Source organism: Citrobacter sp. TBCS-14 (assembly GCF_005280805.1).
GTDB classification, from domain to species: Bacteria; Pseudomonadota; Gammaproteobacteria; order Enterobacterales; family Enterobacteriaceae; genus Citrobacter; species Citrobacter gillenii.
The window spans coordinates 1-10,977 of sequence record NZ_SZWM01000296.1; the positions used below are offsets into that span (position 1 = coordinate 1).

The following is a 10,977-nucleotide window of genomic DNA, read 5'->3' on the forward strand; positions in this document are numbered from 1 at the left end:
CCGTACTGTTGGTGCGGGCGTTGTTGCTAAAGTTCTGAGCTAATTACTCGTTAATTAGTTTTGAATTGAAAAGGGCGCTTAGGCGCCCTTTTTGCTGCCTGATATTTGACACCTGTAATATTTATTCGCATTTTTCGCAAGCCGCGTCGGCATACAAACAGTATTGTGCTATTGTAATCATAACTATTCTCATTTACACTTTGCGCATAAATTGAACGGGAGCGATCATGTACGTTTGTTTGTGTAATGCGATAAGTGATAAAAAAATTCGTCAGGCTGTTCGCCAGTTTCATCCGCAATCTTTTCAACAATTACGAAAATTTATTCCTGTTGGAAATCAATGTGGTAAATGCATTCGCGCTGCGCGTGAAGTGATGCAAGATGAATTAACACAAATGCCAGAATTTAAAGAGATCGCCTAAGTCACACTCTTTTTTTTGACATCCCTGTAGCCCCATCTACGCTCTAAGAGTGGAAGCGGAGGGACTATAAAATGAAAGGTGATGTTAAAATCATAAGTTATCTCAATAAACTATTGGGAAATGAGCTTGTCGCGATCAACCAGTATTTTCTTCATGCCCGAATGTTTAAAAACTGGGGGCTGACTCGGCTCAATGATGTTGAGTACCATGAATCTATTGATGAGATGAAACACGCCGATAAATACATCGAGCGTATTTTGTTTTTAGAAGGGCTCCCAAATTTACAGGACTTGGGTAAGTTGGGGATTGGCGAAGACGTTGAGGAGATGCTTCAGTCAGATCTTCGACTTGAGCTGGATGGCGCAAAAGTTTTACGTGAAGCCATTGCCTATGCCGATAGCGTGCATGACTATGTCAGTCGGGATATGATGATAGAGATCCTCACCGACGAAGAAGGGCATATCGACTGGCTCGAAACGGAGCTGGATCTGATTGGAAAACTGGGATTGCAAAATTACCTGCAGTCGCAAATTAAAGTCAGTGACTAAAAGCCCCGTACCAGATTTACCCCGCCAATAATAAAACCCGCAGCCGCCAGATAGGGTCCAAAAGGCAGCGGGTTTTTTAGTCCTTTTTTTCCGTGTCTTACATAATCAGCTCCCATCATGCAGCACGCTAAACAAGCCGCAAGGAAGACCAATAGTGGTAATGACTCCCACCGATGCCAGGCACCCAATGCGGCGAGGAATTTTACATCACCATAGCCTAATCCCTCATAACGCCGCACCAGGCGGTAACTCCAGTAGAGCAGCGAAAATGCGCTATAGCCTGCTATGGCTCCCCAAAGTGCGTCGGATAACAGTGCCGGTTTACAGCACTGGTAGTAAATAAGACCGCACCAGAGCAGAGGGCAGGTCAACTTGTCGGGTAATAACCCGGTACGTAAATCCTGGGCCCAAAGTAGCCCGCATAATGAAATGTAGAAAAACAGAAAGGGGAGGTCGGCGTACATGCGCGAATCCTTTGTGGAAATAGATGCCACCTTCAAGAAATCGTGCTGACCATACAAGGCTTGATTGCTCATTCTGTTGGCTTCCTTCCGGAGAAATTACGATGAACAAAAACCTCTGCATTCAGAGCGGAATCGGGCTCGCATTACTGGTTGAGTGATTAATATCTACACGGCACTTGCGTAAGGCTGAGATTTACGTATAATGCGCGGGCTTGTCTAATATTGACAGCGGTTCGATATGAGCCACCGGTACTGCGAAAGCGATACCAGACAATGTTCCCAATCGGGGAACTCTGTAAGAACGGTTACACTCTCCCATCAATCGTAATGGGTTTGAGGAGTAACTATTTCGTCTATAAAATAATTGGAGCTCTGGTCTCATGCAGAACCAAAGAATCCGTATCCGTTTGAAAGCGTTTGATCATCGTCTGATCGATCAATCAACCGCGGAAATCGTCGAGACTGCCAAGCGCACTGGTGCGCAGGTTCGTGGTCCGATCCCGCTGCCGACCCGCAAAGAGCGCTTTACCGTTCTGATCTCTCCGCACGTTAACAAAGACGCGCGTGATCAGTACGAAATTCGCACTCACAAGCGTCTGGTTGACATCGTTGAGCCAACTGAAAAAACCGTTGATGCTCTGATGCGTCTGGACCTGGCTGCCGGTGTAGACGTGCAGATCAGCCTGGGTTAATCAGGTCATCGAGCGATTGAGAGGTTGATACAATGATTGGTTTAGTCGGTAAAAAAGTGGGTATGACCCGCATCTTCACTGAAGATGGCGTATCTATCCCAGTAACCGTTATCGAAGTTGAAGCAAACCGCGTTACTCAGATCAAAGATCTGGCTAACGATGGCTATCGCGCTGTTCAGGTTACCACTGGTGCTAAAAAAGCTAACCGTGTAACCAAGCCGGAAGCTGGTCACTTTGCTAAAGCTGGCGTAGAAGCTGGCCGCGGCCTGTGGGAGTTCCGTCTGGCAGATGGTGAAGAATACACCGTTGGTCAGAACATTAGCGTTGAACTGTTTGCTGACGTTAAAAAAGTTGACGTAACCGGTACCTCTAAAGGTAAAGGTTTCGCTGGTACCGTTAAGCGCTGGAACTTCCGTACCCAGGACGCGACTCACGGTAACTCCTTGTCTCACCGCGTTCCGGGTTCTATCGGTCAGAACCAGACTCCGGGCAAAGTGTTCAAAGGCAAGAAAATGGCAGGTCAGATGGGTAACGAGCGTGTCACCGTTCAGAGCCTTGACGTAGTACGCGTTGACGCTGAGCGCAACCTGCTGCTGGTTAAAGGTGGTGTTCCGGGTGCGACCGGTTGCGACCTGATCGTTAAACCAGCTGTGAAGGCGTAAGGGGATAGCAATGGAATTAGTATTGAAAGACGCGCAGAGCGCGCTGACTGTTTCCGAAACTACCTTCGGTCGTGATTTCAACGAAGCGCTGGTTCACCAGGTTGTTGTTGCTTATGCAGCTGGTGCTCGTCAGGGTACTCGTGCTCAGAAGACTCGTGCTGAAGTAACTGGTTCAGGCAAAAAGCCGTGGCGCCAGAAAGGTACCGGCCGTGCGCGTTCAGGTTCTATCAAGAGCCCGATCTGGCGTTCCGGTGGCGTAACCTTCGCTGCTCGCCCGCAGGACCACAGTCAAAAAGTTAACAAAAAGATGTACCGCGGCGCGCTGAAAAGCATTCTGTCCGAACTGGTACGTCAGGATCGTCTGATCGTTGTCGAATCATTCTCTGTAGAAGCGCCTAAAACTAAGCTGCTGGCACAGAAACTGAAAGACATGGCTCTGGAAGATGTGCTGATCATCACCGGTGAGCTGGACGAAAACCTGTTCCTGGCTGCGCGCAACCTGCACAAGGTTGACGTACGCGATGCAACTGGTATCGACCCGGTTAGCCTGATCGCCTTCGACAAAGTCGTAATGACTGCTGATGCTGTTAAGCAAGTTGAGGAGATGCTGGCATGATTCGTGAAGAACGTTTGCTGAAGGTGCTGCGCGCACCGCACGTTTCTGAAAAAGCGTCTGCTGCGATGGAAAAAACCAATACCATCGTTCTCAAAGTTGCTAAAGACGCGACCAAAGCAGAAATCAAAGCTGCTGTGCAGAAACTGTTTGAAGTCGAAGTCGAAGTCGTTAACACCCTGGTTGTTAAAGGGAAAGTTAAACGTCACGGACAGCGTATCGGTCGTCGTAGCGACTGGAAAAAAGCTTACGTCACCCTGAAGGAAGGCCAGAATCTGGACTTCGTCGGCGGCGCTGAGTAAGTCGGAGGAGTAATACAATGGCAGTTGTTAAATGTAAACCGACATCTCCGGGTCGTCGCCACGTTGTTAAAGTGGTCAACCCAGAGCTGCACAAGGGCAAACCTTTTGCTCCGCTGGTTGAAAAAAACAGCAAATCCGGTGGTCGTAACAACAATGGCCGTATCACCACTCGTCACATCGGTGGTGGTCACAAGCAGGCTTATCGTATCGTTGACTTCAAACGCAACAAAGACGGTATCCCGGCAATTGTTGAACGTCTTGAGTACGATCCGAACCGTTCCGCGAACATCGCGCTGGTTCTGTACAAAGACGGCGAACGTCGTTACATCCTGGCCCCTAAAGGCCTGAAAGCTGGCGACCAGGTTCAATCTGGCGTTGATGCTGCAATCAAAGCAGGTAACACCCTGCCGATGCGCAATATCCCGGTTGGTTCTACCGTTCATAACGTAGAAATGAAACCAGGTAAAGGCGGTCAGCTGGCACGTTCCGCTGGTACTTACGTTCAGATCGTTGCTCGTGATGGTGCTTATGTCACCCTGCGTCTGCGTTCTGGTGAAATGCGTAAAGTCGAAGCAGACTGCCGTGCAACTCTGGGCGAAGTTGGCAATGCTGAGCATATGCTGCGCGTTCTGGGTAAAGCAGGTGCTGCACGCTGGCGTGGTGTTCGTCCTACCGTTCGCGGTACTGCGATGAACCCAGTCGATCACCCACATGGTGGTGGTGAAGGTCGTAACTTTGGTAAGCACCCGGTAACTCCGTGGGGCGTTCAGACCAAAGGTAAGAAGACCCGCAGCAACAAGCGTACTGATAAATTCATCGTACGTCGCCGTAGCAAATAATTTTAGAGGATAAGCCATGCCACGTTCTCTCAAGAAAGGTCCTTTTATTGACCTGCACTTGCTGAAGAAGGTAGAGAAAGCGGTGGAAAGCGGAGACAAGAAGCCCCTGCGCACTTGGTCCCGTCGTTCAACGATCTTTCCTAACATGATCGGTTTGACCATCGCTGTCCATAATGGTCGTCAGCACGTTCCGGTATTTGTTTCCGACGAAATGGTCGGTCACAAACTGGGTGAATTCGCACCGACTCGTACTTATCGCGGCCATGCTGCTGATAAAAAAGCGAAGAAGAAATAAGGTAGGAGGAAGAGATGGAAACTTTAGCTCAACATCGCCATGCTCGTTCTTCTGCTCAGAAGGTTCGCCTTGTTGCAGACCTGATTCGCGGTAAGAAAGTGTCGCAGGCTCTGGATATTCTGACCTACACCAATAAGAAAGCGGCTGTACTGGTTAAGAAAGTCCTGGAATCTGCCATTGCTAACGCTGAACACAACGATGGCGCTGACATTGACGATCTGAAAGTTACGAAAATTTTCGTAGACGAAGGCCCTAGCATGAAGCGCATTATGCCGCGTGCAAAAGGTCGTGCAGATCGCATCCTGAAGCGCACCAGCCACATTACTGTGGTTGTGTCCGATCGCTGAGACTCTGGAGACTAGCAATGGGTCAGAAAGTACATCCTAATGGTATTCGCCTGGGTATTGTAAAACCATGGAACTCAACCTGGTTTGCGAACACCAAAGAATTCGCTGACAACCTGGACAGCGATTTTAAAGTACGTCAGTACCTGACTAAGGAACTGGCTAAAGCGTCTGTATCTCGTATCGTTATCGAGCGTCCGGCTAAGAGCATCCGTGTGACCATTCACACCGCTCGCCCGGGTATCGTTATCGGTAAGAAAGGCGAAGACGTAGAAAAACTGCGCAAAGTCGTAGCTGATATTGCTGGCGTTCCTGCCCAGATCAATATCGCCGAAGTGCGTAAGCCTGAACTGGACGCAAAATTAGTTGCTGACAGCATCACTTCTCAGCTGGAACGTCGTGTTATGTTCCGTCGTGCTATGAAGCGTGCTGTACAGAACGCAATGCGTCTGGGCGCTAAAGGTATTAAAGTTGAAGTTAGCGGCCGTCTGGGCGGCGCGGAAATCGCACGTACCGAATGGTACCGCGAAGGTCGCGTACCGCTGCACACTCTGCGTGCTGACATCGACTACAACACCTCTGAAGCGCACACCACTTACGGTGTAATCGGCGTTAAGGTATGGATCTTCAAAGGCGAGATCCTGGGTGGTATGGCTGCTGTTGAACAACCGGAACCGGCTGCTCAACCTAAAAAGCAGCAGCGTAAAGGCCGTAAATAAGGAGCGTCGCTGATGTTACAACCAAAGCGTACAAAATTCCGTAAAATGCACAAAGGCCGTAACCGCGGTCTGGCGCAGGGTACGGATGTTAGCTTCGGCAGCTTCGGTCTGAAAGCTGTTGGCCGTGGTCGTCTGACTGCCCGTCAGATCGAAGCAGCACGTCGTGCTATGACCCGTGCAGTTAAGCGTCAAGGTAAGATCTGGATCCGTGTATTCCCGGACAAACCGATCACTGAAAAGCCGCTGGCAGTGCGTATGGGTAAAGGTAAAGGTAACGTGGAGTATTGGGTTGCCTTGATTCAGCCGGGTAAAGTCCTGTATGAAATGGACGGTGTACCGGAAGAGCTGGCCCGTGAAGCATTCAAGCTGGCAGCAGCGAAACTGCCGATTAAAACCACCTTTGTAACTAAGACGGTGATGTAATGAAAGCAAAAGAGCTGCGTGAGAAGAGTGTTGAAGAGCTGAACACCGAGCTGCTGAATCTGCTGCGTGAGCAGTTCAACCTGCGTATGCAGGCTGCAAGTGGCCAGCTGCAACAGTCTCACCTGTTGAAGCAAGTGCGTCGTGATGTCGCACGCGTTAAGACTTTACTGACTGAGAAGGCGGGTGCGTAATGACCGATAAAATCCGTACTCTGCAAGGTCGCGTTGTTAGCGACAAAATGGAGAAATCCATTGTTGTTGCTATCGAACGTTTTGTGAAACACCCGATCTACGGTAAATTCATCAAGCGTACGACCAAACTGCACGTACATGACGAGAACAACGAATGCGGTACTGGTGACGTGGTTGAAATCCGCGAATGCCGTCCGCTGTCCAAGACTAAGTCCTGGACGCTGGTTCGCGTTGTAGAGAAAGCTATTCTGTAATAGAGTATGCATTCTCAACGAATAAACGGCTCAGCGATGAGCCGTTTATTTTTTCTACCCATATCGTTGAAGCGGTGTTATAATGCCGCGCCCCCGATATGGGGCTTTTTAACGACCTGATTTTCGGGTCTCAGTAGTAGTTGACATTAGCGGAGCACTAAAATGATCCAAGAACAGACTATGCTGAACGTCGCCGACAACTCCGGTGCACGTCGCGTAATGTGTATCAAGGTTCTGGGTGGCTCGCACCGTCGCTACGCAGGCGTAGGCGACATCATCAAGATCACCATCAAGGAAGCAATTCCGCGTGGTAAGGTCAAAAAAGGTGATGTGCTGAAGGCGGTAGTGGTGCGCACCAAGAAGGGTGTTCGTCGCCCGGACGGTTCTGTCATTCGCTTCGATGGTAATGCATGCGTTATTTTAAACAATAACAGTGAGCAACCTATCGGTACGCGTATTTTTGGGCCGGTAACTCGTGAACTTCGTAACGAGAAGTTCATGAAAATTATCTCTCTGGCACCAGAAGTACTCTAAGGAGCGAATCATGGCAGCGAAGATCCGTCGTGATGACGAAGTTATCGTGTTAACCGGTAAAGATAAAGGTAAACGCGGTAAAGTAAAAAATGTCCTGTCTTCCGGCAAGGTCATTGTTGAAGGTATCAACCTGGTTAAGAAACATCAGAAGCCGGTTCCGGCCCTGAACCAACCAGGCGGCATTGTAGAGAAAGAAGCAGCTATTCAGATCTCTAACCTTGCTATCTTCAACGCGGCAACCGGCAAGGCTGACCGTGTAGGCTTTAGATTCGAAGATGGCAAAAAAGTCCGTTTCTTCAAGTCTAACAGCGAAACTATCAAGTAATTTGGAGTAGTACGATGGCGAAACTGCATGATTACTACAAAGACGAAGTAGTCGCTAAACTCATGACTGAGTTTAACTACAATTCTGTCATGCAAGTCCCTCGGGTCGAGAAGATCACCCTGAACATGGGTGTTGGTGAAGCGATCGCTGACAAGAAACTGCTGGATAACGCAGCAGCTGATCTGACAGCAATCTCCGGTCAAAAGCCGTTGATCACCAAAGCACGCAAATCTGTTGCAGGCTTCAAAATCCGTCAGGGCTATCCGATCGGCTGTAAAGTAACTCTGCGTGGCGAACGCATGTGGGAGTTCTTTGAGCGCCTGATCACTATTGCTGTTCCACGTATCCGTGACTTCCGTGGCTTGTCCGCTAAGTCTTTCGACGGTCGTGGTAACTACAGCATGGGTGTCCGTGAGCAGATCATCTTCCCAGAAATCGACTACGATAAAGTCGACCGCGTGCGTGGTTTGGATATTACCATTACCACTACTGCGAAATCTGATGAAGAAGGCCGTGCTCTGCTGGCTGCCTTTGACTTCCCGTTCCGCAAGTAAGGTAGGGTTACTGAATGGCTAAGCAATCAATGAAAGCACGCGAAGTAAAGCGCGTAGCTTTAGCTGATAAGTACTTCGCAAAACGCGCTGAACTGAAGGCTATTATCTCTGATGTGAACGCGACCGACGAAGATCGTTGGAACGCAGTTCTGAAGCTGCAGTCTCTGCCGCGTGATTCCAGCCCGTCTCGTCAGCGTAACCGCTGCCGTCAAACAGGTCGTCCGCATGGCTATGTGGGCAAGTTCGGGTTGAGCCGTATTAAGCTTCGTGAAGCCGCTATGCGCGGTGAAGTACCGGGCTTGAAAAAGGCTAGCTGGTAATTACCAATTGAATCACGGGAGTAAAGACAGATGAGCATGCAAGATCCGATCGCGGATATGCTGACCCGTATCCGTAACGGTCAGGCCGCGAATAAAGCTGCGGTCACCATGCCTTCCTCCAAGCTGAAAGTGGCAATTGCCAACGTGCTGAAGGAAGAAGGTTTTATTGAAGATTTTAAAGTTGAAGGCGACACCAAGCCGGAACTGGAACTTACTCTTAAGTATTTCCAGGGTAAAGCTGTTGTAGAAAGCATTCAGCGTGTCAGTCGCCCAGGTCTGCGCATTTATAAGCGTAAAGACGAGCTGCCAAAAGTTATGGCTGGCATGGGTATCGCAGTTGTTTCTACCTCTAAAGGTGTTATGACTGATCGTGCAGCGCGCCAAGCTGGTCTTGGTGGCGAAATTATCTGCTACGTAGCCTAATCGGAGGAAAAAATGTCTCGTGTTGCTAAAGCACCGGTCGTTATTCCTGCCGGCGTTGATGTAAAAATCAGCGGTCAGGTTATTACGATCAAAGGTAAGAACGGCGAGCTGACTCGTACTCTCAACGATGCTGTTGAAGTTAATCATGCAGATAATGCACTGACCTTCGGTCCGCGTGATGGTTACGTAGATGGTTGGGCTCAGGCTGGTACCGCGCGTGCCCTGCTGAACTCAATGGTTGTCGGTGTTACCGAAGGCTTCACTAAGAAGCTGCAGCTGGTTGGTGTAGGTTACCGCGCAGCGGTCAAAGGGAATGTAGTAAACCTGGCTTTAGGTTTCTCTCATCCCGTTGATCATGAGCTGCCGGCAGGTATTACTGCAGAATGTCCGACCCAGACTGAAATCGTGCTGAAAGGCGCTGATAAACAGCTGATCGGTCAGGTTGCAGCAGATCTGCGCGCCTACCGTCGTCCTGAGCCATATAAAGGCAAGGGTGTTCGTTACGCCGACGAAGTCGTGCGTACCAAAGAGGCTAAGAAGAAGTAAGGTAACACTATGGATAAGAAATCTGCTCGTATCCGTCGTGCGACCCGCGCACGCCGCAAGCTCCAGGAGCTGGGTGCAACTCGCCTGGTGGTACATCGTACCCCGCGTCATATTTACGCACAGGTAATTGCACCGAACGGTTCTGAAGTTCTGGTAGCTGCTTCTACTGTAGAAAAAGCTATCGCTGAACAATTGAAGTACACCGGTAACAAAGACGCTGCTGCAGCTGTAGGTAAAGCTGTTGCTGAACGCGCTCTGGAAAAAGGCATCAAAGATGTATCCTTTGACCGTTCCGGGTTCCAATATCATGGTCGTGTCCAGGCACTGGCAGATGCTGCCCGTGAAGCTGGCCTTCAGTTCTAAGGTAGAGGTGTAAGATGGCTCACATCGAAAAACAAGCTGGCGAACTGCAGGAAAAGCTGATCGCGGTTAACCGCGTATCTAAAACCGTTAAAGGTGGTCGTATTTTCTCCTTCACAGCTCTGACTGTAGTTGGCGATGGTAACGGTCGCGTTGGTTTTGGTTACGGTAAAGCGCGTGAAGTTCCAGCAGCGATCCAGAAAGCGATGGAAAAAGCCCGTCGCAATATGATTAACGTCGCGCTGAACCACGGCACCCTGCAGCACCCGGTTAAGGGTACTCACACGGGTTCTCGTGTCTTCATGCAGCCGGCTTCCGAAGGTACCGGTATCATCGCCGGTGGTGCAATGCGCGCCGTTCTGGAAGTCGCTGGAGTTCGTAACGTTCTGGCTAAAGCGTATGGTTCCACCAACCCGATTAACGTGGTTCGTGCAACTATCGATGGTTTGGAAAATATGAAATCTCCGGAAATGGTCGCTGCCAAGCGTGGTAAATCCGTTGAAGAAATTCTGGGGAAATAAACCATGGCAAAGACTATTAAAATTACTCAAACCCGCAGTGCAATCGGTCGTCTGCCGAAACACAAGGCAACGCTGCTTGGCCTGGGTCTGCGTCGTATTGGTCACACCGTAGAACGCGAGGATACTCCTGCTGTTCGTGGTATGGTCAACGCGGTTTCCTTCATGGTTAAAGTTGAGGAGTAAGAGATGCGTTTAAATACTCTGTCTCCGGCCGAAGGCTCTAAAAAAGCGGCTCGCCGCCTGGGTCGTGGTATCGGTTCTGGCCTCGGTAAAACCGGTGGTCGTGGTCACAAAGGTCAGAAGTCTCGTTCTGGCGGTGGCGTACGTCGCGGGTTCGAAGGTGGTCAGATGCCTCTGTACCGTCGTCTGCCGAAATTCGGCTTCACTTCACGTAAATCAGCGATCACAGCCGAAGTTCGTCTGTCTGACCTGGCTAAAGTTGAAGGCGGTGTTGTAGACCTGAATACGCTGAAAGCAGCAAACATTATCGGTATCCAGATCGAGTTCGCGAAAGTGATCCTGGCTGGTGAAGTCACTACTCCGGTAACTGTTCGTGGCCTGCGTGTTACTAAAGGCGCTCGTGCTGCTATCGAAGCTGCTGGCGGTAAAATCGAGGAATAAGTAGC

At 49.8% G+C, this 10,977-nt stretch carries 24 protein-coding genes; 23 read left to right on the plus strand and 1 reads right to left on the minus strand.

Going from position 1 to position 10,977, the window contains the following annotated elements; genetic code table 11:
• Positions 1 to 227: 227 nt before the first annotated feature.
• Together bfd and bfr are read left to right on the plus strand one after the other, a co-directional pair.
• Positions 228 to 422, plus strand: coding sequence for a bacterioferritin-associated ferredoxin (bfd, locus tag FDX22_RS14955; RefSeq protein WP_003031111.1), 195 nt, complete (start codon positions 228 to 230; stop codon positions 420 to 422).
• A gap of 71 nt (positions 423 to 493) precedes the next feature.
• Positions 494 to 970 carry a bacterioferritin gene (bfr, locus tag FDX22_RS14960; protein ID WP_146717413.1) on the plus strand — a complete coding sequence of 159 codons (477 nt, stop codon included), beginning with the start codon at positions 494 to 496 and terminating at the stop codon, positions 968 to 970.
• Here the strand turns inward: bfr and FDX22_RS14965 are convergent.
• Entirely contained in the window at positions 967 to 1,434 is a 468-nt protein-coding gene (locus FDX22_RS14965) for an A24 family peptidase (RefSeq protein WP_115259893.1), read from the minus strand. The two genes, bfr and FDX22_RS14965, sit on opposite strands and share 4 nt — an antisense overlap.
• A gap of 380 nt (positions 1,435 to 1,814) precedes the next feature.
• On the opposite strand from FDX22_RS14965, the gene rpsJ reads away from it, so the two are divergent.
• The 21 genes from rpsJ (at position 1,815) to rplO (ending at position 10,972) form a co-directional block, all read left to right on the plus strand.
• Positions 1,815 to 2,126, plus strand: a complete 312-nt coding sequence (rpsJ, locus tag FDX22_RS14970) for a 30S ribosomal protein S10 (RefSeq protein ID WP_001181005.1) — start codon at positions 1,815 to 1,817, stop codon at positions 2,124 to 2,126.
• A gap of 32 nt (positions 2,127 to 2,158) precedes the next feature.
• Positions 2,159 to 2,788: a 50S ribosomal protein L3 gene (gene rplC, locus FDX22_RS14975; RefSeq protein WP_096759318.1), complete on the plus strand. Its 630-nt coding sequence runs from the start codon at positions 2,159 to 2,161 to the stop codon at positions 2,786 to 2,788.
• Between the two features lie 10 nt (positions 2,789 to 2,798).
• Entirely contained in the window at positions 2,799 to 3,404 is a 606-nt protein-coding gene (rplD, locus tag FDX22_RS14980; RefSeq protein ID WP_003031119.1) for a 50S ribosomal protein L4, read from the plus strand.
• The gene (gene rplW, locus FDX22_RS14985) at positions 3,401 to 3,703 is read left to right on the plus strand and encodes a 50S ribosomal protein L23 (protein WP_004868363.1); all 303 of its coding nucleotides are present in this window, start codon (positions 3,401 to 3,403) and stop codon (positions 3,701 to 3,703) included. The genes rplD and rplW overlap by 4 nt, the downstream gene beginning before the upstream one ends.
• Before the next feature lie 17 nt (positions 3,704 to 3,720).
• Positions 3,721 to 4,542: a 50S ribosomal protein L2 gene (gene rplB / locus FDX22_RS14990; RefSeq protein WP_038634702.1), complete on the plus strand. Its 822-nt coding sequence runs from the start codon at positions 3,721 to 3,723 to the stop codon at positions 4,540 to 4,542.
• Between the two features lie 16 nt (positions 4,543 to 4,558).
• A complete protein-coding gene (rpsS, locus tag FDX22_RS14995) occupies positions 4,559 to 4,837 on the plus strand; it encodes a 30S ribosomal protein S19 (protein WP_001138115.1) in 279 nt (92 codons plus the stop codon).
• A gap of 14 nt (positions 4,838 to 4,851) precedes the next feature.
• Positions 4,852 to 5,184, plus strand: a complete 333-nt coding sequence (gene rplV, locus FDX22_RS15000; RefSeq protein WP_000448832.1) for a 50S ribosomal protein L22 — start codon at positions 4,852 to 4,854, stop codon at positions 5,182 to 5,184.
• Positions 5,185 to 5,201: 17 nt separating this feature from the next.
• On the plus strand, positions 5,202 to 5,900 hold the full coding sequence (gene rpsC, locus FDX22_RS15005) for a 30S ribosomal protein S3 (protein WP_006817277.1): 699 nt from the start codon (positions 5,202 to 5,204) through the stop codon (positions 5,898 to 5,900).
• A 12-nt stretch (positions 5,901 to 5,912) separates the two neighbouring features.
• Positions 5,913 to 6,323 carry a 50S ribosomal protein L16 gene (gene rplP, locus FDX22_RS15010; RefSeq protein ID WP_000941212.1) on the plus strand — a complete coding sequence of 137 codons (411 nt, stop codon included), beginning with the start codon at positions 5,913 to 5,915 and terminating at the stop codon, positions 6,321 to 6,323.
• Positions 6,323 to 6,514, plus strand: a complete 192-nt coding sequence (gene rpmC, locus FDX22_RS15015) for a 50S ribosomal protein L29 (RefSeq protein WP_000644742.1) — start codon at positions 6,323 to 6,325, stop codon at positions 6,512 to 6,514. Before rplP ends, rpmC begins: the two co-directional genes overlap by 1 nt.
• Positions 6,514 to 6,768: a 30S ribosomal protein S17 gene (gene rpsQ, locus FDX22_RS15020; RefSeq protein WP_017460070.1), complete on the plus strand. Its 255-nt coding sequence runs from the start codon at positions 6,514 to 6,516 to the stop codon at positions 6,766 to 6,768. The genes rpmC and rpsQ overlap by 1 nt, the downstream gene beginning before the upstream one ends.
• Before the next feature lie 162 nt (positions 6,769 to 6,930).
• Positions 6,931 to 7,302 (plus strand): 50S ribosomal protein L14, encoded by a 372-nt coding sequence (gene rplN / locus FDX22_RS15025; protein ID WP_000613954.1) that lies wholly within the window; start codon positions 6,931 to 6,933, stop codon positions 7,300 to 7,302.
• 10 nt (positions 7,303 to 7,312) lie between these two features.
• Positions 7,313 to 7,627, plus strand: coding sequence for a 50S ribosomal protein L24 (gene rplX / locus FDX22_RS15030; RefSeq protein WP_003031122.1), 315 nt, complete (start codon positions 7,313 to 7,315; stop codon positions 7,625 to 7,627).
• A gap of 14 nt (positions 7,628 to 7,641) precedes the next feature.
• Positions 7,642 to 8,181, plus strand: coding sequence for a 50S ribosomal protein L5 (gene rplE, locus FDX22_RS15035; protein WP_003031123.1), 540 nt, complete (start codon positions 7,642 to 7,644; stop codon positions 8,179 to 8,181).
• A gap of 14 nt (positions 8,182 to 8,195) precedes the next feature.
• Complete coding sequence (gene rpsN / locus FDX22_RS15040; RefSeq protein WP_003031125.1) at positions 8,196 to 8,501, plus strand: 30S ribosomal protein S14; 306 nt, start codon at positions 8,196 to 8,198, stop codon at positions 8,499 to 8,501.
• 30 nt (positions 8,502 to 8,531) lie between these two features.
• Positions 8,532 to 8,924 (plus strand): 30S ribosomal protein S8, encoded by a 393-nt coding sequence (gene rpsH / locus FDX22_RS15045; RefSeq protein ID WP_003031127.1) that lies wholly within the window; start codon positions 8,532 to 8,534, stop codon positions 8,922 to 8,924.
• Between the two features lie 12 nt (positions 8,925 to 8,936).
• Complete coding sequence (gene rplF / locus FDX22_RS15050) at positions 8,937 to 9,470, plus strand: 50S ribosomal protein L6 (RefSeq protein ID WP_096759319.1); 534 nt, start codon at positions 8,937 to 8,939, stop codon at positions 9,468 to 9,470.
• 9 nt (positions 9,471 to 9,479) lie between these two features.
• Complete coding sequence (rplR, locus tag FDX22_RS15055; RefSeq protein ID WP_000358960.1) at positions 9,480 to 9,833, plus strand: 50S ribosomal protein L18; 354 nt, start codon at positions 9,480 to 9,482, stop codon at positions 9,831 to 9,833.
• Between the two features lie 14 nt (positions 9,834 to 9,847).
• A complete protein-coding gene (gene rpsE, locus FDX22_RS15060; RefSeq protein WP_003031131.1) occupies positions 9,848 to 10,351 on the plus strand; it encodes a 30S ribosomal protein S5 in 504 nt (167 codons plus the stop codon).
• 3 nt (positions 10,352 to 10,354) lie between these two features.
• Positions 10,355 to 10,534, plus strand: a complete 180-nt coding sequence (gene rpmD, locus FDX22_RS15065; RefSeq protein WP_001140434.1) for a 50S ribosomal protein L30 — start codon at positions 10,355 to 10,357, stop codon at positions 10,532 to 10,534.
• A 3-nt stretch (positions 10,535 to 10,537) separates the two neighbouring features.
• Positions 10,538 to 10,972, plus strand: coding sequence for a 50S ribosomal protein L15 (gene rplO / locus FDX22_RS15070; protein WP_096759320.1), 435 nt, complete (start codon positions 10,538 to 10,540; stop codon positions 10,970 to 10,972).
• Positions 10,973 to 10,977 lie beyond the last annotated feature (5 nt).

Excerpts from the sequence above, each read along its gene's own strand:
- bfd (WP_003031111.1), top strand. The coding sequence starts at position 228 with ATGTACGTTTGTTTGTGTAATGCGATAAGTGATAAAAAAATTCGTCAG.
- bfr (WP_146717413.1), top strand. The coding sequence starts at position 494 with ATGAAAGGTGATGTTAAAATCATAAGTTATCTCAATAAACTATTGGGA.
- FDX22_RS14965 (WP_115259893.1), bottom strand. The coding sequence starts at position 1,434 with ATGTACGCCGACCTCCCCTTTCTGTTTTTCTACATTTCATTATGCGGG.
- rpsJ (WP_001181005.1), top strand. The coding sequence starts at position 1,815 with ATGCAGAACCAAAGAATCCGTATCCGTTTGAAAGCGTTTGATCATCGT.
- rplC (WP_096759318.1), top strand. The coding sequence starts at position 2,159 with ATGATTGGTTTAGTCGGTAAAAAAGTGGGTATGACCCGCATCTTCACT.
- rplD (WP_003031119.1), top strand. The coding sequence starts at position 2,799 with ATGGAATTAGTATTGAAAGACGCGCAGAGCGCGCTGACTGTTTCCGAA.
- rplW (WP_004868363.1), top strand. The coding sequence starts at position 3,401 with ATGATTCGTGAAGAACGTTTGCTGAAGGTGCTGCGCGCACCGCACGTT.
- rplB (WP_038634702.1), top strand. The coding sequence starts at position 3,721 with ATGGCAGTTGTTAAATGTAAACCGACATCTCCGGGTCGTCGCCACGTT.
- rpsS (WP_001138115.1), top strand. The coding sequence starts at position 4,559 with ATGCCACGTTCTCTCAAGAAAGGTCCTTTTATTGACCTGCACTTGCTG.
- rplV (WP_000448832.1), top strand. The coding sequence starts at position 4,852 with ATGGAAACTTTAGCTCAACATCGCCATGCTCGTTCTTCTGCTCAGAAG.
- rpsC (WP_006817277.1), top strand. The coding sequence starts at position 5,202 with ATGGGTCAGAAAGTACATCCTAATGGTATTCGCCTGGGTATTGTAAAA.
- rplP (WP_000941212.1), top strand. The coding sequence starts at position 5,913 with ATGTTACAACCAAAGCGTACAAAATTCCGTAAAATGCACAAAGGCCGT.
- rpmC (WP_000644742.1), top strand. The coding sequence starts at position 6,323 with ATGAAAGCAAAAGAGCTGCGTGAGAAGAGTGTTGAAGAGCTGAACACC.
- rpsQ (WP_017460070.1), top strand. The coding sequence starts at position 6,514 with ATGACCGATAAAATCCGTACTCTGCAAGGTCGCGTTGTTAGCGACAAA.
- rplN (WP_000613954.1), top strand. The coding sequence starts at position 6,931 with ATGATCCAAGAACAGACTATGCTGAACGTCGCCGACAACTCCGGTGCA.
- rplX (WP_003031122.1), top strand. The coding sequence starts at position 7,313 with ATGGCAGCGAAGATCCGTCGTGATGACGAAGTTATCGTGTTAACCGGT.
- rplE (WP_003031123.1), top strand. The coding sequence starts at position 7,642 with ATGGCGAAACTGCATGATTACTACAAAGACGAAGTAGTCGCTAAACTC.
- rpsN (WP_003031125.1), top strand. The coding sequence starts at position 8,196 with ATGGCTAAGCAATCAATGAAAGCACGCGAAGTAAAGCGCGTAGCTTTA.
- rpsH (WP_003031127.1), top strand. The coding sequence starts at position 8,532 with ATGAGCATGCAAGATCCGATCGCGGATATGCTGACCCGTATCCGTAAC.
- rplF (WP_096759319.1), top strand. The coding sequence starts at position 8,937 with ATGTCTCGTGTTGCTAAAGCACCGGTCGTTATTCCTGCCGGCGTTGAT.
- rplR (WP_000358960.1), top strand. The coding sequence starts at position 9,480 with ATGGATAAGAAATCTGCTCGTATCCGTCGTGCGACCCGCGCACGCCGC.
- rpsE (WP_003031131.1), top strand. The coding sequence starts at position 9,848 with ATGGCTCACATCGAAAAACAAGCTGGCGAACTGCAGGAAAAGCTGATC.
- rpmD (WP_001140434.1), top strand. The coding sequence starts at position 10,355 with ATGGCAAAGACTATTAAAATTACTCAAACCCGCAGTGCAATCGGTCGT.
- rplO (WP_096759320.1), top strand. The coding sequence starts at position 10,538 with ATGCGTTTAAATACTCTGTCTCCGGCCGAAGGCTCTAAAAAAGCGGCT.